Genomic DNA, 25,077 nt, shown 5'->3' on the forward strand with positions numbered 1-25,077 from the left:
GCTATCCCTCCATGTAGTCGATTCTATATAATTAGAATTCGACAAAAAAGACCGCAAACCTTGTCTATAAAATAGACTTTGTCTGCGGTCTGAAAACCTCCCAATGAAGAGGGAGGTTTTGATTTTATATATGAAATCCTATCTCACTCGGTAACGAGGATGGCAGCGAAGCCGTCGTATCCTTTGCCACCTACTGTTTGAATGGCTGTGGAAGTTAAGCGAGGTTCTTTGGCAATCATATCGAATAGTTCGCGAGTACCTTTCACGCCAGGATCCTCACTGTTTTCGTCAACGACTTCTCCGTCACGAACGACATTATCACAGATGATTAGAGTTCCTGGCCGTGAAAATTTGAGGGCATATTGCAAGTAGTTAGGATTGTTAGGCTTATCCGCGTCAATAAATACCATATCAAATACTGGGCTCTCTTCTGTTAATTTGGCTAAGGAGTCTAATGCTTCTCCCACTTGAATTTCCACACGTGAGGTAAGCCCTGCTCGATCAATATTTGCCTGAGCCACTTGGGCATGAGTGGGATCAAGCTCTAAGCTTACTAACCGTCCATCTTGTGGCAAGGCACGAGCTAGCCATATGGTACTGTACCCACCAAGGGTTCCGATTTCCAAAATGCGCTGTGCTCCTTGGAGTTTTGCAAGTAGGTGAAGGAATTTCCCTAGACTTGGAGAGACATCGATGGCAGGTAAGCCAGCTCCTTCATTTGCTACTAAGGTGTCTTCTAACACTTGATCAGATTGTACAAGTAGATTTGAAATATAATCGTCGACTTTTGACCATTTTGTCTGGACATCAATCATGTTTTTGTCATCCTTTCAAATCCAAATAGTGTAAGGGCTTTCTCCTATATTATATAGAAAATATAATGTAATATATATCAATTTTTATTTTATGAATGTATAGAAAATAAAAGAGTGGATGTTACCATTTCATGTAGGTGTATAGGTAGCGATAGGCGCGTTTACATATGTATTATGCTGAAAACGTATTATAATGGGTTTAGAAGAACCACGCTCATACTCATGATTCAAAAGGTAAACAGAGATACGAGGGTTCCGCCATTTTGTGGGTTCTATCTGTTGAGTTAAGTCGAAATATTCACATGTTAATCTCTTGAAACAACATGACCGAGGTCAATCATGGAGGGATTCTAATGAAAAAGGTATATCGAAACTTTTTTTTTCATTTTGATATTATGGCGATGTTTCTCATTTTAGTTGCTTTTGGTTTCTATGTGCTATATCAAGGAGTGAATGCTTTTACCTTTCTTTCACTTCTTATCGGAATGGTTTTATATGCTTTTTTAGAGTATGTTACGCATCGGTTTCTTTTTCATATGAAGCCACCAAAAAATCTTTTTTTCTTAAAGCTGATGAAGCGGCTTCACTATGATCATCATATCGAACCGACTAACTTGAAACTATTGTTTCTACCTGTCTGGTATAGCCTTCCTTTTGCAGTTGTGCTATCATCCGCCTCCTATCTGATTACAAACTCCCTTTCTCTCACTGCATCTTTTGTGATGGGATTAACAGCGATGTTACTAATCTACGAATGGAAGCATTACGTTGCGCATGTCTCGTTGAAACCTAGGACTTCATTCGGAAGATGGTTAAAAAAGACGCACATATTGCACCATTATAAAAATGAGAACTATTGGTACGGTGTTTCTAATCCACTCTTTGATATCGTGTTTGGGACATTAAAAGATGAAAAAGACGTGCCTACCAGCTCAACTGCGAAAGATCTAGAGGGTAAAGATAAGATTGCCCAGTAGAGAAAGCAAAGCCAGTATACCGAAATCTCCGGGATATTGGCTTTTACTCTGAATAAGACAAAAGGAATCGTGCATAGGGATAAAAAGGATAAACAATTTATGTGTACATGCACAGGGAAACACCTTTCTGGGCTCAGGTACATATAGTAGATGGATGGAACAGAATTTCATTGGAGGGGGATTTTTTATGCCCGGAATCTTGACTGCACTTTCCTTAATGATTCGGGAGATGGTACTCTTTGTATCATATATTAAGAACAATGCTTTTCCCCAACCACTAGCCGATCAAGAAGAAGAACGGTGTCTCAAACTCATGGCCAAAGGAGATGCCGAAGCTAGAAATAAATTAATCGAACATAACCTTCGTTTGGTCGCGCACATTGTAAAAAAGTTTGAGAATACCGGAGAAGACTCAGAAGACTTGATCTCCATTGGAACGATTGGCCTTATTAAAGCGATTGAATCATATCAAGTGGGAAAAGGAACGAAGTTAGCGACTTATGCTGCACGGTGCATTGAAAATGAGATCTTGATGACAACAGTGGTGCATGGATGATTGAGGTTTTGAGATGAAGAGTGCCTTAAATAAAATATTCTAATAAAGGTTTATTTTATTATGAATTAGGATAAAGAAACTATCTATATATAATAAGTATTATGTTTCATTAAAAGGAATGAGAAGTATGATAAAAAATCATGGTGGAAATCACCAAGAGATTACATTGAAGAATGGTCAACTCCATGTCTTTGCAAACGAGGAAGTCTTTCAAAATCTTGATTACAAAGTTTACGAGATGGCAGATAACAACCTGCAAATCCCTCGCAATGTCCATATGAGCTATACACCGGATGCTCATGTAGGTGTAGGGACATGTATTGGAACGACTGCTGTTTGGAATATGAAGGATGGTTTTATCTCCCCTTCCATTGTAGGCTCCGATATCGGATGTGGAATGAGGGTTCATCTTACTTCGCTTCATCGCGATGATATTCAAGATAAGAAGCTACGTCGCCAGATGATCCAAGCGATCGAAAAATATGTTCCAGCAAATGAGCGAGATGCTTCTTACTATCAGAATATCCGCGTAGAGAAGATCGTATCAGAGGGGATTCATGGTCTCCCGCCGCAGTATGTACCAGATTACTACTCACCCAAAAATCGCCGTTCCCTCACCCATATCGAACATGCGAAGTTTTCCTACGATACAGATTATCTAGATTCCATTCCAGAGAAAATGTGGAGCCGAGCTTGGAAGCAAGTAGGAACACTTGGTGGCGGTAATCACTTCTGTGAGATCCAGAGTATTACCATTAGGGATGAAAACCGAGAAATTGCTGAAAAATGGGGTCTTTTTGATGGACAAGTAGTGGTAATGATCCATTCTGGATCCCGAGCATGGGGCGGAATGTTAGGACCGAAGTTTATCAAGGATTTCCGAGGTGCTATGGACAAGTGGGGTATCGGAACTGCCGACCCAAACTTGGTCTTTGCTCCGACCGACTCAGAGGAGGGTCAACGCTACCTCAATCTGATGTACTCTGCACTTAATTATGCAGTGGTAAACCGCCATATGATCGCCTACGGGGTAAGAGAAGGATTAAGGGATGTGTTTGGACAGGACTTTGAGATGACTGTCCTCTATGACCTGATGCATAACTATGCGCTAAAAGAGTTCCATCGTGGTCAGCCATTGTTAGTACATCGAAAGGGAACGACGCGAGCACTTCCAGCGGGGCACTTTCTAAATGCCGAGCCATATAAAGAGACTGGCCATCCAGCTCTTATTCCTGGATCAATGGGGACGTCTTCCTACATTATGGTGGGAGAAATGGGTGGAGAGAAAAATTTCTACTCCATCTGCCATGGTGCGGGACGTGTTCGCTCCCGTCGTGCGACGAAAGAATTAATCAGCGTCGATCAATTTGCTTCCTCTATGAAGGTAGGAACAGACGAGGAAGTTTTAGTAAACCAACGCACCTTGGAGAGTATACTGGACGAGTGTCCACAAGCCTATAAAGATGTGGATCAGGTAATCGATTCTGTGGTAGGTGCAGGTCTTGCCTCTGTTGTAGCAGAGTGTCGGCCAATGGCTGTTATTAAAGGCGTTTAAAGAAAGAAGCAAGTAGAATCTTCTTGTAACAGATGATGGAGTAGCGTCTTATATGTTAAGAGGAGTTAAGGGGGGATTTTGCCTATCCAAATCAATAGGGTTTAAGAAAAGCCTTAATATGGTTGATCGAAAGGGGAAATGATGGCAACACAACTGATTATATCAAATATGTCTAATGTTGCCGTGCCTTGAAACGCATATGGTAAGTGCTAATAAAGCTAGTTCTACCCCTCCTAGAGAAGGAAATAAAATCGACTGAAAAACCCCTCTGAGAGGAATAGGAGCCTCTCTAAGGGGTTGTATTTATCTTCTTTAAGCTTATACAGATAAGAAAAAGCATGCACCAGGAATATCGAAAACGAAAGGCTTAGACGATATCCTATTTAATGCTAGGGCATAGTCCATTAGAGATATCACGAGCAATAGCACTATCCATTTTTAGTGGTTCTCCTATCAAAGAAGCATAAATTTTTTCTCTCATAATATTGGGTTCAAAATCAGAATCAGGGGTTTCTTTTATAATTTTATCCAATTGAGTAGCGATTGCTTCAGAGTGTTTCTTAAGTTGCTTTCCTGCCTCAGGACTCATCATTTCCTTCATTAAGTCCAAACTGCCACCTTCATGAAGTTGTTTAGCTTGTTCTTCAAAAAACAGCTTCAGTGGACTTCCTGTCTTTCCTGGTAAAACGAAGAATTCATCTTTGGAATACATTCCTCCTAGAACAACTATCTCATAGTGTTCCATAAGACCAAATCCTGTTACTCCTAGACTTAAAATACGATCAACCGGTACATTTTTTACTAATAGATAGGGGTGTATATTAGGATCAGAGGTAGTAGCATAACTCTCTGAACTTCCTTTTGAAAAACTAAAAGATGATAGTGCAGGAGATGACTGTAAATCAATTCCATTTTCATTCATTTTCGTAGACGATTTCACGCCACGAAATAAAGTCAACTCCTTTATCCCCTTGCTTTTTAAGAAGCTTTGGGTTTCTTTTTTCATCTCTTCTAAAATTATTCCGATAGTATCAATATATGATTCATATTCACCCACCTTGTCCTCTTTCCACCTATCTAGGTTTGCATAGGGTAAATCAAATGTTTTAGCAGCGGCCAATTGTACTGCTTTTACTAAAGGGCGATCAGTAAATCTGTTCCAAACAGTAATAAGTTCTTTAATAACATCCTCTGTATTTTCAACTTTGTGCTCAATATAGCTATCCTTATTAAGTGTTTCCTTCAATTTCTCAATTTCAGATATTAATCCAGGTTGTGTCGCGTTAATGTTTGTTGCTAACTTTTTAGCTACTTTCCTTTTTATGATATCTCCATATTGAAGAGAAGTAATCTGATCTATGCTTAACCCTGTAAATAAATTATTTTTATTCTTTTCAAATACTTCATTCTGATTTTCAAGATCTCTATTTATTTTTGAAAGATCAATATTCCCTATAGTTCCTTCTTTGATAGTAGATTTTGTAGGTTCTGTTACATATTCTGTACCGACATTTTTTCTTAAAGTATCGGTATTACTATCTAAAGCATATACCGAATGAATTGATATAACGCTTGTGGATAACAAACTAAGACCGCATATTAACGATACTATCTTTTTGCTTTTCAACATTTTTCTCCTCCGTATAACTATGATTTAGACAACAAAATATCTTAAAAAATATCCTCCTAACTAACTTCACTTAGATATTTCTGTTAACGCATTTGCTATCTCAGGAATAGACTAAAGCTTTTGGATAAAGATAAAATGCATTTTGTATAAAAGATAGATGCATTTTATTTCTTAACATTCAAAAACGTAGCGTGGATCTAGTGTTCATAGATAAGCAGACGGAACAAATTATCGTGAAGGAGGAAGAAAGTGTTGTTAAGCTTATTTTTCATATGTTTACGACTCCTCATGAAATCAAAGGGATTAACGGAATTGCGAAGTATTTAACAGATCGAGGTATTCCCACAAAAAAAGGAAGTAGTGTATGGCATCGGCAAGTAGTACGACAGACCCTTATGAATAAGGCATATATCGGTGAGACAATTTCGTTTTGAAAAAAATTCGTATTACTAAATTGTTTTTGTTATCCAGAAGGGAAATGCATCTAGTATAAAGAATATATTCTATTATAAAAATATACAAAAAATTAAAGGGGGTAATTATTAATGAAGAAACTGCGACTCTCAAGTGTAGTTTCCTTGGCGATTTTGACTTTTGTGCTTTCCTTAACATTAGGTGCAGGCACCCCTGCGAAGGGACTAAATGGAAATAATCAGTCTAGTTTAAAAATGAATGATCAGATGGATGAAAGCAAGATGCTAGTTCGCGGCTCTCCATGGCATACTAAGAAGCATCATCACTGGTACTATGACTATTGGAGAGGTTGTTGGTATTGGGCTTAAACAGAGTCCCTCTAGAATTTTGAGTTGGATTACGGAAGATGGGCATGTTTAGCATTAAGAGAGCATGGTTCTATGACCTAGAATCATGCTCTCTTAATGTTAAACAAATATATGGGAGCTTATTGAATGATTCTCACTGCAAATTCCTCTTAAACGGAACACATAATCCTATGTCAGGACAAAAACCTGAGTTTGTAGCACTAGGATTCTTTTTGCTGAGATTTTTAACATAGCAGACAATTTCATGATTGCCGAAGAGGTAACTGTTCAGCTGGAAAGAGACTGGATACTATTTGTCTACATGCCGATAGGCTAAACCTTGCTTTGTAAATGGAGGCGGATACGCTTGAGCTGGTAGAGTAGGAATAATATCATGGATATTGGCAATACAAATGCTATTGCACCATTAGTACCACAGATGTGCTAGGAGGATTGGAATGTATCTATAATGCGAGAAAATATGAGGAGCAGTAGAAGTTACCAAGTACTATGCATCAAGAGGATATAAGATTTTAGGATGTAAATCAAGCAGAATGAGTAAGTATCTGCAATGTTCATTCCAAAATACAGTTTTGTTAATGGAAGTAGTACTAACAATAAAGGCTTTAGAGAGCGCGCCAGATTCGATTGTTTTTATAATCAATATTGGCCAGTGATATGATGCAAATTGGTGTATTGTCCATTTATTACAAACTTGTAAGATAAGTGTAAGTTATTTGTAATCCGTATTTTATTGAAATTATTTATAAATTATATAATAATATATCATATAATGTTTTTCCTTATGAAAGACATTCATCATTAAAATTACTACATCCATGGAGGAATGATCATAGGAAAAGAAAAACGACCTCAGTTGTTCTATCTACATCCCTCATGCTAGGAGGAGCTTTTGCCACTTGTACAATCCAAGCCTTTCTATGTCAAATCTCAGCTTGGTCTGTCTGCCGTTTGTTAGAATAATATTGTTTTTACTGGAGATTTCGTTGTATCTTTATGCGTTGCAGATTAAGCAACTGAAAATCGTATCTATCGTCATGATCGTTTTTTTGGTAGTACTAAGAGTTGTTGTCAGTTTTACCAAGAGGAAGTCACAATCCAATCGTTTGGATAATTTGTCGCCAGAAGAGAAATTGAATGTACTTAATAATCGGATATTTTCCGACGTATTAAATAATATATTGTGTCTATTCTATTTTGGATGGGCATTGTACACAATCCTCTTCCAAATATAAAAATATTCTTAAATAATCTACTAGGAGGAATTACATTGAAGAAGACGATCCGCAATACTGCAACGGGGTTAGTGCTTTCGATTTCGTTGATCTTTACGACTTCATTTGTTTCGGTAATGCCTGTGCAAGCGAAGGAGAAGGCACAATCTCGCGTGTCTGAGGAACGAATTTTTCAAGATATCGCATGGATGGCAAATAAAGATGATGCTCGTATAGCGGGAACTCCGGGTGAACATCAAGCAGCACAAGTGATTGCGCAACGTTTTAAAAAATTAGGATTTGAGGTAAAGTTGCAGAGATTTCCGCTTACTCGCTTTGAGAGTCATGGAGCAACGCTAACGATCAATCAACCAGAGAATAAATCATTTGAGACGGCACCTTTAACATACTCTCCAAGTACACCGGCTCAAGGACTTAGTGCAGATTTAGTATATGCAGGTTTGGGAGCAGAGCGTGATTTTACTTCTGTGGATGTAAAAGGAAAGATTGCCTTGATCAAACGCGGAGATCTTACTTTCTACGATCAAACGCAAAATGCGGCGAAAGCAGGAGCTGTTGGAGTTGTGATCTTTAATAACACGAAAGGGAAGCTAGATGGAACTCTCGAACAGCAAACGAGTATCCCTGCGATCGGTCTTACGAACAAAGATGGTGCTCGTTTGATCCGTTTGTTAGGTAGTGGAAAAAAGATAACCACAACGATGAAAGCAGACACCAAGGTTATTAAGACTTACTCGCAAAACGTTATCGGTACTTATAAAGCGAAAAATGAAAAAAATGCGAAGACGCTTGTAGTGGGTGCACACTATGATGGTGTGGACTCAGCAGCGGCCAATGATAATGCTTCTGGAACAGCTACGATGTTAGAGGTGGCACGTCTCGCTTCACAAAAGAAGCTTGATATGAATGTAAGATTTATTGCATTTGGAGCAGAAGAGCCAGGAATGGTTGGATCTGAGTTTTATGTGAAATCTCTGAAACCAGAGGAAGTAGCTAATATTTCGGGTATGGTTAACTTAGATATGGTTGGAGTTGGCGATGAGGTAAATGTGTTAACTGCTTCCGAAGATGCGCAATCTTTTGTAGCGGATTTGGCAGTGAAGAAAGCAAAAGAGTTGCAGATTACAGCGGATAGAGGGCTTTCCACACTAAGCGATCATGCTTCTTTTGAACCACTCGGTATCCCTGTTGCTTTCTTAAATGTAGGGGAAGATCCAAACTATCATAGTGATCAAGACACCTTAGATAAAATCCAAAAGTCGAATCTCAAAAATGTGGGAACGATTGTCACGAACTTAGTTCTTGATATCGCGAGTAACGATTCGAAATAAAAGGAGAAAATAATGAACAAACATATATTAGGAAAAGTTGCTGCTGAGAAGGCTCGATTGCTACTCGATTCCACTGAAACATTTAGTGTACAGTATGCGTTGATTGACAATGGAAAAATCACGTTGTCTGGACAGATTGGTAAGCACGATCAGTCAGTGACCCACGATACATTGTACGGCATCGCTTCAGTCAGCAAAGTATTTGGTGCCGCTGCCGTCATGAAATTGGTAGATGAAGGGAAAATTGATCTGGATATCCCCGTCATCCAGTATGTAACTGATTTCGAGATGAAGGACGAACGGTATAAGTACATTACTCCACGCATGCTGTTGAATCACTCCTCCGGTCTACGAGGTACGGGAACTACGAATGAAACTTTGTTCGAAGACGATGATACGTATGCCCATGATACATTTCTGCAGACATTATCTGAGCAGACCCTGAAGGCGGACCCTGGAGCATTCTCGGTGTACAGTAATAGCAGCTTTACCCTTGCCGAGATTCTTGTCGAAAGAGTCAGCTGCATGAGCTTTACTTCGTTTATACATCAGTCTTTTACAGAACCTTTGCAGATGGATAATACAAAAACGCCACAGGATGATTTGAAAGGAAACAAGTTTCCCGATTTACATGTACTGGATCATCCAGGGCAGCTTCCCAATAGTTTTGTGAATGCGATCGCCTCAGGAGGGATTTTTTCCACGGCAGAAGATATGGTGCGATTTTCGCAAATATTTATGGGACAAGCCAACGATATTCTTTCTACCAAATCGATTCAGGCGATGGAGCAGGAGGAATACAAGAAAGGCATTTGGCCGGAAGACGTTGATGATAGTAGCAATTACGGTCTGGGTTGGGACAGTGTGAAGCTGTACCCATTCAATAATTATGGAATAAAGGGCCTGAGCAAGGGTGGGGACTTGTCACTATATGCTGCTTCTTTGATCGTGTTGCCTGAGAAAAAGATGGCAGCTGCTGTGTTATCATCCGGCGGTAACAGTGTAAGGAATCAACTGCTGGCAAGTGAATTGCTGCTACAATCACTTAAGGAGAAGGGAGAAATCGAGAGTATCAAGTCAAACAAATCATTCGGCAAGCCCATAAAGACCAAAATACCTCAAGACATATTGAAGCAAGCAGGATATTACGCTAGTAATGATCGGCAATTCCGGATAGAGTTTAATAAGGATGGATGGATATCTATTCCAGAGGATTTGGAGATGAAGTATTGGTATACCTCGGACGGAAGCTTTATCAATGAGGAAGGAACCTCCAAGATTAGCTTCGTTACCGAGAGGAACGGACGCACGTATTTGTGGAAAAGAAGTTATGAATCATTGCCAGGGTTAGGACAGGTAGCTTTTTCAGAATATGAAGCTGAGAAATTGGAAGAGAACTTGTTACCAAAGGAGACAATTGAATATTGGGCTAAACGAGAACACGGTAAGTACTATATCGTGAATGAAAAATACACATCCGAATCTTATTTTTTGGGGGAACTGTCCATCCAGATTAGCCTAACAGATGGTCTTCCAGGCTATTGGCAGGATAAAAAGATTACCGGTCCGAATACGGCGGTGAGTCAGATCCAGATCCCAGGATTAGCAGGTAGAGATACGACCGAAGCCCAATTCTACACGGAAAACGGTATCGAATATTTGAAGCTAAACGAGCGCATACTTGTGAGCGAAACGTATGTAAAACCGATCGATGTGGGGACTCAGTTCAAAGTGACAGTTCCGGCGAATGGGCATGCCCAATGGTTTACCATCCAGGAGGGGGCTGAAGGCAAATTAATGACGGTCCAGCTTCCACAGCAAGGATCTTTCGCAGTATATGATGAAAAGGGAGAGTATCCCCTCCATTATTCCATCGTCAGCGGCAATAACAAAGTGACTCTACCTAAGAGTGGGGCGACCGTATTTGCTGGCGTGCCAGGATCGACATTTACAATAACAATGAAATAAACGTACTAGACCCTATTCCAGGGTCTTTTTTGTTTCTAGATCTCATCAATACTTCGTAGATCTTGTTCCGGTCCATATAAAAAATAATAATATATAAATATTCAAATATATTAAAATATAATACAATATTATTAAATACGATTAAGGAGTGATAGTGTGTCTATGAATCAAACTGTTAAAAAAGTGATTTGTATCATGACAGCATTGCTTTTGATGATGGTATTTTCTCCTCTACATTCTACAGTCAGTGCAACTTCTAGTGAAGATTACTATTTTGACTTTAAATCTAGTAAGTTTACCGCTCCACCGGAATCCAACTTTATCAATTGGTATAATCAAAACATGCTTCGTAGACACACACCGCATCATAACGGATATGACTCCATCTTCAAAATAACTGACTCTCAGTACATTGATGGCAAGTTCCAGTATGGTGATTTCCGAAAAGATTTGGAGGGTGAATGGATTTCCATCTATGCATGGTCGTTCTCTGATGGGGAGCCACAATGGAAGAAAATTGGTAGAGCCAAGACTGATAGTGATGGTCGAATCCATTATGTGATACCGAACACAGAGAGGTTTGGTACTGGACTTCATCTGATCAAATTATATGTGGAAGGGGATGGTACAGAAGCTAATATGTATATACGAGTCTTAGATGGAAATAAAAAATATGTTGTTTTCGATATTGATGGGACATTGACGATAGATGATTGTGAAAACGTAATAGAGTATACTAGTGAATTTTGGAATGTTATCTATAATGCGAGAAAGTATGAGGGGGCAGTAGAAGCTACCAAGTACTATGCATCAAGAGGATATGAGATTTTATATTTGACGGCGCGTCCTTACTGGCTCGCAGAAAAAACACAACGATGGCTGATTCGAAATGGTTTCCCTAGAGGACTGATTCATACGTATGAAGGTTCTGGGATTGTATCAGGTAGTAAAGCTGTCTCCTTTAAAAGAGATTATCTCCAGTCGGTCAAGTCTAGAGGTGTTAATTTTGGATATGGCAATGCTACCAGTGATATTGATGCATACTTTGCGGTTGGGTTGCCGGGTAATCGTATATTTATTATTGGAGAACATGCGGGATTAAAGGGGACAACCCCTGTTTCTAGCTATCCCGAACACCTAAGTAAGTTACCGGAGTAGTTAGTATGTTGTTATCATGTACACGTTCCTCTATACGGGTTTGAGAGTTTCTGGAGAGAAAAAGGAGATATAGAAAGAAAGATCCCGTTACGGATAGATATTGCGGTTGTGGCTGAGTTGGCTGGACATAGTGACATCAATGTGATCCGACGCTATTCAAAACCATCTGAAGAGGAACTAGAACAAGCGATTGGAAAGGCATTCGGACGAGACGGTCTGAGAGGCTGTCTAAAGAGATTTACGGTCAGGGGCGATTCTTACCCTGAAATTTGAGGAGGTCATATCTATCATGGAAAAGATGTTTTTGTTTAAAGTAGGAGATCGTTTTGATGCTACAAATGATGATAATATCTGGGACTTCATTTTAGAATCGTACAACGGTCCGGATACTCCTGGAGAGTATGTGGATTGGAATATTGTTGATTTTGCAGAGATTACAGAGCAAGATCATGAGAAGTACCGAATCAATGCCCACTCCGATGAGATACTTACGATTAGGGCATCGGTTCATGATGAAGCAGAGGAACTGATTGCTACGACTATCTTTAAAGTCGAGAGAAGAAAGAGGGTTTCTCCTGAAATATGGACGGTCTTGGTTGTACTCCAGCAAGGGGTTGAGGAGGCGGTAAATTTAGTCCCGATTGATAAAGAATGGTTAGATTGGCTCAACCAATAGAGGTAGAACCAGCATTCGTGTTACTGCCCCAGCTCGTTTTCCGCCCCAACAAAAACCGCTCAACCATCGTTATTACAGGGATTGAGCGGTTTCTTACACAAATACAGAGTTTGTTAATATATAATTTTATTCATTAAAATATTAGTTGCAATTGAGTTAAAAATACTTAATAATATATCTAGTGAAATATAATTTAAAAATGAAAGGGGAAACTAGAATTGGAAATTTTTGAACTTATATCAAAAATTGTTTCATCCGTTGGAGATGTCGTGAAAGCAGTAAGTTCTCTCGCTTCACTAATCGGTAGTTTGTTCGCATAGTGGGTCCGATCAACAAAGAAATCAAACAGATATCGATACATAGCTCCCAATCAGGGGGCTTTTTTTGCTAAGTGAGCATTAGGAGGGTTTAATATAATTAATTTTGATATAACTAAATCATTACAAGAACTGGATGGAGAAATCTGGAGCGATATTCATTTTTCGTCATATGTCGTAACTACAGTTCATAATGCACGATTAAAACCTTTACAAGACTTAACCAATGAGGAGCTTCGAGTCTTGGTTGGACAAAAAGTGAGTTTAGAATATGTAGTACCTATAGCTTTTGAGCGTTTATTTGAGGATCCATTCTTGGGTGCAGACTTGTATCGTGGAGATCTCTTACAGGCAATTTTAAGAGTGGATTCTTGCTTTTGGAACGAACATATAGATCTCCGCTTTGAACTAGATTCGATTGTGCTAGAAGTTACACTATTCTTTGAAACACTCCAGTTTCAACTAGAAGAATATCAACAACTGCAGACCGACTGTAACCGAAAAGAGGAATCGTATTGAATAGAAAACAACGGGATTGGAGAGATGTATTGGGTACTTTTACTCAAGTAGAAATCGATCAAATTCCGTGTCCGTCATGTCAACTTCCTGTTCTGGAGTATCAATATCAAGCAAATTGCCATTTGTTGTTTGTTTGGTGTGAACCTTGTGCAGAAGGAACCAGTATAGGACAAGTAAGGGAGCCTTATAACAAGAAAAAAGATCAAGCTAAGAAAATACCTAATTTCCAAATGGTCGTACATATGAACTAGTTTCGCCAGAGATCAAGTAGTGATACATAGCTCCCAAGTAAGGGGGCTTTTTCTTTTGTCCATTCAGAGCTGCGCATAAAGCATAATTTCTTTCTTAAACTCATTCAAATTGACAAGCAGTGTTGGCATACCCATGTATCAGGGGGTGCTAAGATGCATGTGATGATGATTAAAGGAGATTATGCGCATAAAACCAGGTTGGATAGCTATCAATACCTTATTGATTTATATAGAAGGGAGCATATCAACATTGATCGGAATCTATGCACGGGTGAGTACCGAGGAACAAGTGAAACATGGGTTCAGCCTTCAGGATCAGGTGTCCGAATGTCGGAAGAAAGCGATGACTACGGAAGTGATGGAATACATAGATGAAGGGATATCTGGTGAGTTCCTAGATAGACCTGCATTGGATAAGTTAAGAGAAGACGTTCGGAATGGAATCATCAAGAAAGTGATCTGCCTGGATCCGGACCGGTTATCTCGTAAGCTGATGAATCAGCTATTAATAACAGATGAGTTCGATAAGCGTAATGTGGATCTGGTTTTCATAAATGGCGATTACGCCAAAACACCGGAAGGGAATTTGTTTTATAGCATGCGTGGAGCCATTTCAGAATTTGAGAAAGCAAAGATTAATGAACGAATGAGTAGGGGGAGGCGTGCGAAGGCAAAACAAGGCCGTGTTCTCCGAGATTTTCAGATATATGGATATAACTATGATAAACAGACGGAACAAATAGTTGTGAATGAAGAAGAAGAGAGGGTTGTTAAGCTTATTTATCATATGTTTACGACTCCTCATGAAATCAAAGGAATTAACGGAATTGCGAAGTATTTAACAGATCGAGGGATTCCCACGAAAAAAGGAAGTAGGGTATGGCATCGGCAAGTAGTACGACAGATCCTTATGAATAAGGCATATATCGGTGAATTTTATCAGAATCGTTGGAATACAGAAGGGATGTTAGCTAATAAGCACAGGGAAGCAGGGGATCGTATTCCAGCCCGTATTAGGCCTAAAGAAGAATGGATTCAGATGAATTGCCCTAGAATCATAGATGATGCTACCTTCTCTCATGCGCAAAGATTGTTAAACGAATCAAGAAGAAGGTGGACGAAGCAAAGCAAAAATCAATACCTGTTGAGCGGTCTATTACGATGTGGAGAGTGCCATAATACGATGACTGGACGAGTATCAAAAAACTGGGGAAAGAAGGTTGCCGAGTATACGGATAAAAAGAATTACTCTGGAGCCAAACATTCTGGGTGTGGTAGGAAAGTTAAGTGTGAAGAGCTAGATCAACAAGTGTGGGAGCAAATCGTAGCATGGTTGAATCAACCTGACGAGATTTCAGCGGCAGCAGAACAATTATCCGGAGATGAAACGTTTAAATCCTTTGATGAAGTAGAGATAGAGCGTATGGAGAAAGAAATAGCTAAGATCAAGTCGGGAAGAAAGAGATTGTTTAAGCTGTTTAATGAAGAACCCGATTTGGAAGAAGAGATACGAACTGAGATTCGAGATCTGAAACAGAAGGAAGAACACTTGGCGGAGAAATTAGCTATGTTGAAAGAAAAACAAGGGAATCAGACGGATTTGGAACATTCATTTGAACTGATTAAACAAGCATCCGAATATTATCTTCAAAAAGGAACGGACAATCTTGCGTTTGAAGGAAAGAAGGAATTAACAAGGCAGATCGTAAGAGAGATTTTGGTGTATGAGAATCGGGTAGAGATTTATACATTTTAGTGGATGGATACAGGATTCTGACCAAGAGGACTAGATCTTCTTGGTTTTTTCGTGATGAAATCTATTGACTGCTACCAACTAACCGGAATTCGGATCATCACCAAAAATTAACTCATAATCTTTTTTCTATAGATTTATCTCAACGAAACCCTTCTGAAAGACACAATCAGAAGGGTTTTGTCTACTGTTCTATCTTAATCGTATCTTACTATGTTGTAAGATACGATTAAGATAGACACATGGTACGTATTTCTTTCTTTATTTAAACTTATACATATAGTTTTTTAAAAAAATAAATAAAAATTACACAGTGGATCGCCAAAATAAATACCGCAGGAATAACCTGCAAAATCCACTGTCAGATGCTTTTACTAACAAGGAGGAACGGAATATGGAGGTTCTTAGAGTAGATAATCTTACCAAACAAATAGGTGGCAAAACCATTGTAAATCAGTTACATATGCAGGTGAACGAAGGGGAAGTTTACGGATTTCTCGGACCAAACGGAGCAGGAAAAACAACCACAATTCGGATGATTGTTGGACTCATCCAAGCAACCCAAGGAAGTATCCACATCTGTGGTCATAATATTGGGACAGATCGCGAAAAAGCCATGCAAATGGTAGGAGCGATTGTAGAGAATCCCGAAACCTATTCCTATCTTAGTGGCTACAAGAATTTAATTCATTACGCCCGACTGGCCAGAATCCCAGACAAAGAGACACGGATTCAGGAGGTAGTGGAATTCGTAAAATTAACAGATCGCATTCATGACAAGGTGAAAACCTATTCCCTCGGGATGCGTCAACGCTTAGGCTTAGCACAAGCATTGCTGGGTAAGCCTAAGCTGCTCATCTTGGACGAACCGACCAATGGTCTCGATCCCGAAGGAATTCGAGAATTTAGAGGTTTAGTACGCCAGTTAGCTGATCAGGGAACTGCTGTATTTGTCTCCAGCCACATCTTAAAGGAGATGGAGGCAATCTGTGATCGAATTGCGATCATCAAAAATAGCCGAATCATCACAGAACAAAACGTGGCTAAAGTACTAGAAGGACAAGGGCATAAAGTGCGGATTAAAGTGGATGAAGTCAAACAAGTAGAGCACCTATTGCAGCAAAAACAGTTTTCTTATCAAGTATTGGATCATCACACAATGGAGATCAAAATGGATGAGAGCGACTTTTCAGAGTTTATTCGCTTTCTCGTACTACATAATATAAATCTTAGAAGTATCGAAACCGTAAAAGATTCATTAGAAGAGTTGTTTTTTAACTTTACAGCAGACGAAGAAGGAGAAAAGAAAAATGCGTGATATTGGAGTCGTAATCCTAAATGAATGGATGAAAATGAGACATCGTTTAAAAATTTGGTTGGTTTTTGGGATAACAATCTTGCTTGCGATTGGATTTTCCTATTTGTCATTCTCTGGAGATCAAAATAGAGCAAAGGATATTGCTTCTATACAGAAAGATGAGCTTGTTCAGAAGACTAAGGAACTGGAGAAAATCAAGAAAGGCGGAGATGCTGAGGAAATAAAAGAATTAGAGAAATCGATTGATAGAACGAAGCAAGGTATCAATACTACAGATAATATATTAAAGGGAAATTGGAAGTCTGCTATACAGAGTAAACTAGATCAAGATAGAGCAGAGTTTAAAAATGCGAAGCAAGACAAAAAAATGGCGCATTCAGCATCAACTAGTAATTTGGAGAAACAGATTGCTTTCAATGAGCATTACTTAAAGCAAGACAAACGTCCTTTACTAACTAACAATGCGGGAACTTTTTCCCTTACTGAGTCAACGGCTTACTCTGCAACAAAAGATGTACTTGGTCTCGGACTGTCTCTTATCCTACCACTGATGGTAATTCTAATTATGGCTGATATCGTGTCAGATGAAACAACACGAGGTACATTAAAGTTACTCTTAATCAGGCCTATTTCGAGAACCAAAGTCTTATTTGGTAAATGGACTGCAGGTATACTTGCGACTATATTGTTGGTCGGTATCTTTTTTACTGTTACTCTTTTAACAAACTTTGCTCTATATGGTACATTTGGGGCCCATGCTCCTCAATTTATGGATGTTTCTTTTGTTGAGCATATGGTGGACAAATCGCGATTCTTCGAACCGCAATACAGCGGGGCAACTCTTGTACCTATTTCAGTAGCTTTATTCTATGGTTTTATACACATGTTGATCGCTTCCATTGCGATTGCATCTCTGACTTTCTTATTCTCTACCATTTTTGCATCGCCTATGGTTAGTACCTCCATTCCTATGGTTATCGTTGTAGCTGGAACCGTTTTACTTCAAATGTCTTTAAAAAGCCCTTTCTTTAAATACTTCATTGGTACACACTTGAGTTTTATTAGTACATTCTTAGACAACGCATGGGGTGATAGTTCTTTCTATCAATTCACAAAATCTAATATAACGATGACTGGTAGTATTATCATTCTCTTAGGCTGGATTCTCGTCCCTACTATGATAGCCATTATTCGTTTCCACAAAAAAGATATCCTAAACGCCTAGTGCTCATAAACAAGAAGCATTTCCTAGTTCACATTGGGAGAAGCTTCTTGTTTATCTCTGTAAATAAATGATCTACTATTCGGATAAATTACGGTTATGACACAGTTGCTGATTCTACCCCTACTATGACTGAATTATATTTTATCCGCTATATATTTCAAGAGATAGTGTCTTCTTTTTATTCATCAAGATATAAGTCTATATCAATATTCCTTTTTAGTAATACACTATAACATCATTTATTAATTAAACATGATGAAAATTCGATGAATAAAGGAGGGATGTGTATGAGTTGTGCGCCACGTAGATTTTTAAATAAACTTGTTCTGGTAAGATTAAAACCAGATCGAGGTATAGACTTTAGAGGAATATTGGTCAGAATTACTAGTAACAGCATCAGTGTACGTTTGAATGGTGGAGGAGTAACGGATGTACCTTGTTCGTTTATTCAGTCTGTTACTTTAATAACGAATGGTTGTGTATCGCCAGATTTATTGAATAGATTAGTTTTCGTAAGATTGAAACCAGATCGAGGTGTAGACTTTAGAGGAAGATTAGTCAGAATTACTAGGAATAGTATCAGTGTTCGCCTTAGTGATGGAGGAGTAACAGATGTACCTTGTTCGTTTATTCGGTCTGTTACTCCAATCTAAAAGTGATAGACTCTTCTGATTGTGTTTAGAAGGAGAGGAAATGAACTTCTTTAGAGTATTAGATTTAAAGAATACATTTGAAGCATATACACCCCTGTTGTTATTGAGATGGAGAGATCTTGATGACAACAGGGTGTATGGGTGATTACGGATTTGGGGCGCCCCTCTATCTGCTTTTTTCTTGTTTTTCTTTACATAGAATCTCTCTTACTTCCACCAGTATTTGTCCAAGCCTGTTTTGACCGCTACCATCTGCGCCACAACCCCAATAATAATCAATAGGGGAGTTTTCAACTATAAATTGATCTGCCGTTGATAATAAGGTCTCACGAATATCATCATGACTTCTGAATTTATGAAGAACCGCTTTTCTCATGATGTCATTCTTTACAAACTCCCAATCTTTCCGAATGGGACGTTTACGGTCACGTCCCATTCTCGCGACGATATTCGGTTTTTTTATGAGTCGAATTTTTTCTTCATGGGGTGTTCCTGCAAATTTTTGGGCTTGAAAATAATGCTCACTGGTTGGCCACCATTTTCCGTCAAGCATAAAGCCATGTGCGGAAAAGTTGGAGAAACAGCCATATGAATCTTGAGTACTATAAAAATAAATGGTCATTATGATCACCTTTATCGATAGAGTTAGAAGTATATACCCGTCTATATCCGAAAATACACGTTCCTGTTAAAGATCTAGAGGGTAGAGATAGGATTGCCCAGTAGTCAAGAAGAAAGTTATTAAAAGTAACGACCTCTTCCGTGTCAGGGAAGTGGTCGTTTATGTAGGAGGAGCTATTGTTTCCGGATTATTACTCAATATTAACATTACATTACTATTATGTAAGATAATGTTATATAAATCGATAGAATAAAAATCGTAATCAGTTTAGTATACAAATAGGTACAGCATGAAGAGTGATGTTTTAAATAAATATATGTTTAAGAATTGAGGAGGATAACCTCATCGAGGAGGGATATACATGCAAAAACGAAGACGACTTTTACTAGTTATGTTATCTCTTTCGTTTGCTCTTGTTTTAGGACTATTTCAACCAGTAGTAATTCAAGCTGCACAGGCTGCAAATTATAAAATTGAAGTGAATAAGAAAACTAACTATCTGTATTTGTATCAAGGTAAAAGTGTTATTAAGACCTATCGAATAGCTACAGGAAAAAGTAAAGCTAAGACACCAGAAGGTACTTTTCAGATTATAACTAAGTTTATTAAACCAGGTTGGAAAAGCATCCCTGGAGGTGTATCTGAAAATCCTTTGGGTGAACGTTGGAACGGATTCAGAGTTAATGGTGATAATGGTAGAAAATATGGTATTCATGGAACAAATAATCCAAGATCGATTGGAACCTACGCTTCGAATGGATGTATTCGTATGTTAAACAAAGATGTCATTGATTTATATGATCGGATTCCAGAAGGAACTCCCGTATGGATTCACAGCGGAAAAAGCAATAAGGTTTGGCGTGGGAATCTTGATGTAGGCAACTATCTAGTCGATAATTATGAAGAATAATGACATTAAATAAAGGTTGATGAGCGGCGAGTCATACTAGTGAACAGTAATGTACTTTTGGTGTATGAGAATCGGGTGGAGATTTATACATTAAAGGATAACAAACATAATCCCGATGATAGGGTTTTGCAGACCATCTCAAATGAAAAAATCTGGTTAGTAGAGATGCTACTCAGATTTTTTTCATTTGAATGCAATTATAAGCTTGAAAGAGAGGAAAATGAACTTCTTTAGAGCATATAGAGGTAAACGATACATGAAGCATATGCACCACTGTTGTCATGGAGATGGAGATCTTGATGCACTTACGGTCTTTAAAAAAAGCACGCAAGGATGTATCGCTACACGATCCGATTGGGACGGATAAAGAAGGTAATGAGTTTACACTAGGTCTTTATCGGTGTGTTTAACGTTGGGGGTTAGGTGTATCATCTTTATGTTGAAAGTTAATAACACTGATGCCTGAAGCGTCTACCTGTAGAGTTACTGTTTCAATTCCATAAGGAGGATTGTGAGGACCTTCAAATGTGGTTACTTGTATCTTTACAATGTAGACATTACTACCTTCAGGAGTTTGCTTTACACTTATGATTTTCTCTGAATCAAACAGCTTGGTATTTCCATAGTATCCTGCTATTGCATTATAAATAGAGGGGCTTAAGGCTTGAATCAATGCTCGTTTTCGTAAATACTCTTGAGTTGGAATTTGACTCGGATGAGAAAAGCCAGTTGTCATAGCAAACATAAGGCAACAGAGTATAGACACGATTAATTTGTGTTTCAATTTGATCAGCTCCTTTTACACATAGTATCTGCAATGAGAGACCTTACATATGTACAAGTTCAAACTCTGCATGATTTTCAAATAATTGGGTACGGTAAGTAAGAATCATCACAGATAAAGGAGCCCAAGGATCATGGATGTGAAAAAGAAGGAACTAATCGACGGATTGAATGAAGATTTATCTCACGAACTGGGAGCGATTCATCAATATATCTATAATGCTTCCACTGTATCGGGATTGGCTCGACTAACACTAAAGGACTTCTTTTTAAGAGAAGCACAGGATGAAATGTTACATGCTCAATACTTAGCAGAGAAAATCGCCTCCCTTGGTGGTGACCCTATTTTAACAGCGCCTCCAGTCCAGCTAACTCGTGATGTAAAAGGGATGCTTCAAATTACGTTACAAGCAGAAATAGACACTGTTGCTCGATATATAAAACGGATGGAACAAGCAGATGCGCTTCAAGTAATCGAGTTAAAATTAAAACTAGAAGATATGATTGCGAATGAAACTAGTCATAAGGAAGAAATCGAAAGGCTTTTAGAAGATCCCAGATTGTAATAGCTCATATTTTCTAGACGAATGAAAAAAAGAACCGATCCAAAGATGGAATCGGTTCTTTTCTATATCAAAACTTTTGAGAAAGGAGATGCCATGGATGAACTTTAAAACTGAATAATCCCATCTCTACAGCTGGGTCCTTTTGGACGAGTTTAGTAGCTTCTTCTAGATCTTCAACTTCTAAAATAACCATTCCGCCCGAATGATCCATAAACGGACCACCGCCTATAATTTTATCTTCTGCTAATCTATAATTACGCCAATACTCCTGATGTGGTTTTAAGTCTTGTTCCCAAATAGGCTTATCTTGCTCCCAATTTTCACCGTGCCCGAAAATCACTACAGAATATTCCACTCTAAACACTCTCCTTAAAGTAACTATTAGGTAAGTACTGCGGTATATGGATCGTGGCTCATTACATTACTTCCACTGTGCAATTTTATCGACAGGAAGGCGAACGGATTTATAACCATTGTCAGCTGCTTTACCAATTGAAATGAGCATAACGGGTACATAACGATCTTTATCTAAGCCAAATGCCTCTGGAATTTTATCCTTCTCAAAACCACCGATTGGACATGTATCATATCCATGTGCTCGTGCTACCAGCATGAGCTGCATAGCCGCAAGCCCTCCATCAATTAACACGGTCTCTTTATTCACTTGAGGATCTAGTGTTGAGAAGTGCGCTGTAAGCCTGCTCATCTGACCCTCTTTTACCTCTGCAGGCATATATCCAAGATCAACTGCTTTACTGTAAATTTCTTCACCATATTCAAAGTTGTTTAGATCTCCAAATACAGCAATCATGGCTGAAGATGTTTCAACTTGAACTTGATTGAAGCGTGCAAGAGGGGCGAGTGTTGCTTTTGCTTCGTCACTTTCAATGACAAGAAAGCGCCATGGCTGCATATTAACAGAAGAAGGAGCAAGTGTTGCTTCCGTAAGAATTTCTGTCATTTCTTCTTTGGTTATTTTTACAGATGTATCATAGGCCCGAATGGAACGACGTCCAGCTAAAATTTCTTTGAAGTCATTTGTTTGTTGTTGTTGTTTTGTAGGTGTGATAATCATAATAGTATTCTCCTATTCGTTGTTAGTTTTTAAACATCGTATTTCTTTTATATTGTCTTGAATGGTCCATAGCGAGTCAGGATCATAGGAAATGGTATCTTTATCAAATAATTGCATTCGTACGGCACAAAATTGCTATCTTCACCTCCTTATGAGTGCTTTAATAGATCAATTATTTGATACATCAATATTTGATACATCAAATAATTTAACCCAACAGAATCCGAAATTCAAGTATTTTATTTTTCTCCATAATAAAAATAAGCTGATTCTCCATAAAGGCTGGAGAAATCAGCAATATTTATTCATACTCTTCGGGTTATGTAGGATATCAATTAAATCCACATATGAACGAATTAAACTGTACGTTTCACTCGGGGAATACCGTGGTTGTTGCTTCGTTCGTGTTTAAATAGCACGGGAATCACCCACCGGTCTAGTCCCCATCTCCCCGCATTAAATCCTGCGACAAGCACAAAGATCGTAAACAAGATCATGGGTGGATTCATGCTAAGAGTGCCTGAGAATAAGTATGCAAAGTTCATCATGATCGCCATAAGCGCTGCAAATGTTGTAAACAGCCCCGCGATTAATCCGATGCCAACGAGAAGCTCTCCCCAAGATACTAAGAAATCAAAGACGTTTATATGTGGAATCGCTATATTTTTTAAAAACCATGCCCACCAAGCTTGTACACTTGGGAAATCCCCAGTGGACTTTTGTAATGCTCCGGCCAAAAATTTTTGGGCTGTAAAAGAACCCGTCACCTTATGCCAACCTGCTTGTATCCAAATCATTCCCAAAGATAAACGCACCACAGTTAGCAAGAAGGTCGCATACACATTGCTCCTTAAGAAGCCTACCACTCATATCCCCCCTAGATAAAAGTTTATATTAATAAAATTATCTTAAATCAAATTAATAATAAAAGTCAATCATTTCAGATAATAAAATGATTATGCTTTCATAATTGGCATTCTAAGCTTTTTGATAATAAAAATGTAATTCAAAAAGATAATAATTTATTGACCAACGATAAATATGATATTAAAATCAATGTAACTTATTAAGTGAGGTGCTTTAGTATGAAACATGTATCAACGCTCTTTTTAAAGATAGCTATTTTTATTATCGGACTACCCATTCTTGCTTTATGTATATTTTTAGTTCCCCATATAGGGAGTTTCGCAGCAAGATTGTATCCAGATATTGCTTCAATCAAATATCTCGTTTTCCTCGTGATGTATGGAGCGGCTATCCCGTTTTACATTGCTCTCTACCAGGCTTTTAATCTTTTACGGTACATTGATGAGAATAAAGCATTCTCGAAACGATCTGTGAAATCATTAGAGAACATACAGCGCTGTGCGATTACTATCAGTGGGTTGTATGTATTAGGCCTTCCACTTTTTCATTTTATAGCGAGGAAAGTTGATCCTCCTGTTGGAATGGTGGGACTCATCATCGTTTTTGCTTCGCTGGTTATCGCCGTTTTTGTTACGATCATGAAAAAGCTTCTACAAGAAGTGATTCATATAAAATCAGAAAATGACTTGACGGTCTGAGGTGAAGAATATGGCAATAATAATTCATATTGATGTGATGTTAGCCAAACGAAAAATGAGCGTAACGGAGCTTTCGGAGAAGGTCGGAATTACGATGGCCAATCTTTCTATATTGAAAAATGGAAAGGCAAAAGCAATTAGGCTTTCTACTTTAGAAGCGATTTGCAAAGCATTAGATTGTCAACCCGGAGATATTTTAGAATATCAAATGGATCAAGACACCCATGATTAGTATGGTAAGCAAAAGCAAAATACAGGTAGGGTCAAGCTTCGCAGTGATTTTATGATCACTGTTTATTTTTATTGCCAGTTGCATTTTAAGTTCTATTGAGTTAAATTATTATGATATATCAAACATTGATGTATCATATAATTTAGTAAGCACTAAATGAGGAGGGAAAGAATTGATAAATGCATGCTCTAAGGAAGCTATTATTTTATATAAATTACATTTTCTCAACAAAGAAATCAGTTCGAAATTTGAAGGATGCACAGGTGTTAGTCAGTCACGGCTTGAGCTTTTACATCATCTGTATCGAGTAGATGAAATAAGTCAAAAAGAACTTCAACAAGTGATGAATATTGATAATGCTGCCATCACACGGCATTTAAAACAACTTGAAGCAAAAGAAATGATTGTAAGACGAAAAAAACCAAGTGACAACCGAATTACTCTTGTTAGCCTCACTGATGATGGACGTCAAAAAATTAGTTCGTATCAAGAAGAAAAGGAACGTTTCGTTACCTCTATACTAAAAGGTTTTAATGAAAAGGAACTAGATGTACTACTAAATATGCTAAATAAAATTAAAAATAACATAGAAGAAATTTGAAAAG

General features: G+C 38.3%; 24 protein-coding genes and 2 pseudogenes. 19 read left to right on the top strand and 7 right to left on the bottom strand.

Annotated features, from left to right (window positions below):
* Positions 1-143 precede the first annotated feature (143 nt).
* On the bottom strand, positions 144-815 hold the full coding sequence (locus tag EDD57_RS09620) for an O-methyltransferase (RefSeq protein ID WP_131849247.1): 672 nt from the start codon (positions 813-815) through the stop codon (positions 144-146).
* Between the two features lie 353 nt (positions 816-1,168).
* Here EDD57_RS09620 and EDD57_RS09625 point away from each other — a divergent pair, with 353 nt between their 5' ends.
* From EDD57_RS09625 to EDD57_RS09635, 3 genes and pseudogenes are all read left to right on the top strand, one after another.
* Positions 1,169-1,792 carry a sterol desaturase family protein gene (locus EDD57_RS09625; protein ID WP_131849248.1) on the top strand — a complete coding sequence of 208 codons (624 nt, stop codon included), beginning with the start codon at positions 1,169-1,171 and terminating at the stop codon, positions 1,790-1,792.
* A 187-nt stretch (positions 1,793-1,979) separates the two neighbouring features.
* A pseudogene (locus tag EDD57_RS09630) lies at positions 1,980-2,327 on the top strand (sigma-70 family RNA polymerase sigma factor); the annotation flags it as partial.
* A gap of 139 nt (positions 2,328-2,466) precedes the next feature.
* Complete coding sequence (locus EDD57_RS09635; RefSeq protein WP_131849250.1) at positions 2,467-3,903, top strand: RtcB family protein; 1,437 nt, start codon at positions 2,467-2,469, stop codon at positions 3,901-3,903.
* 379 nt (positions 3,904-4,282) lie between these two features.
* On the opposite strand, the gene EDD57_RS09640 is transcribed toward EDD57_RS09635, so the two are convergent.
* A complete protein-coding gene (locus EDD57_RS09640) occupies positions 4,283-5,530 on the bottom strand; it encodes a hypothetical protein (RefSeq protein ID WP_131849251.1) in 1,248 nt (415 codons plus the stop codon).
* Between the two features lie 236 nt (positions 5,531-5,766).
* Here EDD57_RS09640 and EDD57_RS09645 point away from each other — a divergent pair, with 236 nt between their 5' ends.
* The 11 genes and pseudogenes from EDD57_RS09645 (at position 5,767) to EDD57_RS09695 (ending at position 18,066) form a co-directional block, all read left to right on the top strand.
* On the top strand, positions 5,767-5,967 hold the full coding sequence (locus EDD57_RS09645) for a recombinase family protein (RefSeq protein WP_243649508.1): 201 nt from the start codon (positions 5,767-5,769) through the stop codon (positions 5,965-5,967).
* A gap of 111 nt (positions 5,968-6,078) precedes the next feature.
* The gene (locus EDD57_RS09650) at positions 6,079-6,315 is read left to right on the top strand and encodes a hypothetical protein (protein ID WP_131849252.1); all 237 of its coding nucleotides are present in this window, start codon (positions 6,079-6,081) and stop codon (positions 6,313-6,315) included.
* 1,270 nt (positions 6,316-7,585) lie between these two features.
* Positions 7,586-8,881, top strand: coding sequence for a DUF4910 domain-containing protein (locus EDD57_RS09655; protein ID WP_165873751.1), 1,296 nt, complete (start codon positions 7,586-7,588; stop codon positions 8,879-8,881).
* A 27-nt stretch (positions 8,882-8,908) separates the two neighbouring features.
* Positions 8,909-10,849 (top strand): annotated as a pseudogene (locus EDD57_RS09660) (serine hydrolase domain-containing protein); the annotation flags it as partial.
* Between the two features lie 162 nt (positions 10,850-11,011).
* Positions 11,012-12,007 (top strand): LNS2 domain-containing protein, encoded by a 996-nt coding sequence (locus tag EDD57_RS09665; protein ID WP_243649509.1) that lies wholly within the window; start codon positions 11,012-11,014, stop codon positions 12,005-12,007.
* A 289-nt stretch (positions 12,008-12,296) separates the two neighbouring features.
* Positions 12,297-12,683, top strand: a complete 387-nt coding sequence (locus EDD57_RS09670; protein ID WP_131849256.1) for a hypothetical protein — start codon at positions 12,297-12,299, stop codon at positions 12,681-12,683.
* A gap of 461 nt (positions 12,684-13,144) precedes the next feature.
* Complete coding sequence (locus EDD57_RS09675) at positions 13,145-13,519, top strand: contact-dependent growth inhibition system immunity protein (protein ID WP_279388953.1); 375 nt, start codon at positions 13,145-13,147, stop codon at positions 13,517-13,519.
* Positions 13,516-13,770 carry a hypothetical protein gene (locus EDD57_RS09680; protein ID WP_131849258.1) on the top strand — a complete coding sequence of 85 codons (255 nt, stop codon included), beginning with the start codon at positions 13,516-13,518 and terminating at the stop codon, positions 13,768-13,770. Before EDD57_RS09675 ends, EDD57_RS09680 begins: the two co-directional genes overlap by 4 nt.
* Positions 13,771-14,020: 250 nt before the next feature.
* Entirely contained in the window at positions 14,021-15,526 is a 1,506-nt protein-coding gene (locus tag EDD57_RS09685) for a recombinase family protein (RefSeq protein ID WP_131849259.1), read from the top strand.
* 391 nt (positions 15,527-15,917) lie between these two features.
* On the top strand, positions 15,918-16,841 hold the full coding sequence (locus tag EDD57_RS09690; protein WP_131849260.1) for an ABC transporter ATP-binding protein: 924 nt from the start codon (positions 15,918-15,920) through the stop codon (positions 16,839-16,841).
* Positions 16,834-18,066 (top strand): ABC transporter permease, encoded by a 1,233-nt coding sequence (locus tag EDD57_RS09695; RefSeq protein ID WP_131849261.1) that lies wholly within the window; start codon positions 16,834-16,836, stop codon positions 18,064-18,066. The genes EDD57_RS09690 and EDD57_RS09695 overlap by 8 nt, the downstream gene beginning before the upstream one ends.
* Before the next feature lie 819 nt (positions 18,067-18,885).
* Here the strand turns inward: EDD57_RS09695 and EDD57_RS09700 are convergent.
* Complete coding sequence (locus tag EDD57_RS09700) at positions 18,886-19,341, bottom strand: NADAR family protein (RefSeq protein WP_131849262.1); 456 nt, start codon at positions 19,339-19,341, stop codon at positions 18,886-18,888.
* A gap of 361 nt (positions 19,342-19,702) precedes the next feature.
* Here EDD57_RS09700 and EDD57_RS09705 point away from each other — a divergent pair, with 361 nt between their 5' ends.
* Positions 19,703-20,251, top strand: a complete 549-nt coding sequence (locus EDD57_RS09705; protein WP_131849263.1) for a L,D-transpeptidase — start codon at positions 19,703-19,705, stop codon at positions 20,249-20,251.
* A 406-nt stretch (positions 20,252-20,657) separates the two neighbouring features.
* Here the strand turns inward: EDD57_RS09705 and EDD57_RS09715 are convergent, their stop codons facing one another.
* Entirely contained in the window at positions 20,658-21,035 is a 378-nt protein-coding gene (locus EDD57_RS09715; protein WP_131849264.1) for a DUF3888 domain-containing protein, read from the bottom strand.
* 133 nt (positions 21,036-21,168) lie between these two features.
* On the opposite strand from EDD57_RS09715, the gene EDD57_RS09720 reads away from it, so the two are divergent.
* Positions 21,169-21,600 carry a ferritin-like domain-containing protein gene (locus EDD57_RS09720; protein WP_131849265.1) on the top strand — a complete coding sequence of 144 codons (432 nt, stop codon included), beginning with the start codon at positions 21,169-21,171 and terminating at the stop codon, positions 21,598-21,600.
* Positions 21,601-21,667: 67 nt separating this feature from the next.
* Here EDD57_RS09720 and EDD57_RS09725 read toward each other — a convergent pair whose 3' ends face one another.
* From EDD57_RS09725 to EDD57_RS09735, 3 genes are all read right to left on the bottom strand, one after another.
* Positions 21,668-21,955, bottom strand: coding sequence for a YciI family protein (locus tag EDD57_RS09725; protein WP_131849266.1), 288 nt, complete (start codon positions 21,953-21,955; stop codon positions 21,668-21,670).
* 66 nt (positions 21,956-22,021) lie between these two features.
* A complete protein-coding gene (locus tag EDD57_RS09730) occupies positions 22,022-22,675 on the bottom strand; it encodes a nitroreductase family protein (RefSeq protein WP_131849267.1) in 654 nt (217 codons plus the stop codon).
* A gap of 356 nt (positions 22,676-23,031) precedes the next feature.
* On the bottom strand, positions 23,032-23,541 hold the full coding sequence (locus EDD57_RS09735; RefSeq protein WP_131849268.1) for a DoxX family protein: 510 nt from the start codon (positions 23,539-23,541) through the stop codon (positions 23,032-23,034).
* A gap of 219 nt (positions 23,542-23,760) precedes the next feature.
* Between EDD57_RS09735 and EDD57_RS09740 the strand changes: the two genes are divergently transcribed.
* The 3 genes from EDD57_RS09740 to EDD57_RS09750 all read left to right on the top strand — a co-directional run bounded on the left by EDD57_RS09740 (position 23,761) and on the right by EDD57_RS09750 (position 25,073).
* Positions 23,761-24,240 carry a DUF2975 domain-containing protein gene (locus tag EDD57_RS09740; RefSeq protein WP_131849269.1) on the top strand — a complete coding sequence of 160 codons (480 nt, stop codon included), beginning with the start codon at positions 23,761-23,763 and terminating at the stop codon, positions 24,238-24,240.
* 10 nt (positions 24,241-24,250) lie between these two features.
* Complete coding sequence (locus EDD57_RS09745) at positions 24,251-24,472, top strand: helix-turn-helix domain-containing protein (protein WP_131849270.1); 222 nt, start codon at positions 24,251-24,253, stop codon at positions 24,470-24,472.
* 172 nt (positions 24,473-24,644) lie between these two features.
* Positions 24,645-25,073, top strand: a complete 429-nt coding sequence (locus EDD57_RS09750) for a MarR family winged helix-turn-helix transcriptional regulator (RefSeq protein ID WP_131849271.1) — start codon at positions 24,645-24,647, stop codon at positions 25,071-25,073.
* Positions 25,074-25,077: the final 4 nt, after the last annotated feature.

Origin of the sequence: Baia soyae, from assembly GCF_004341445.1 — a bacterium.
GTDB classification, from domain to species: domain Bacteria; phylum Bacillota; class Bacilli; order Thermoactinomycetales; family Thermoactinomycetaceae; genus Baia; species Baia soyae.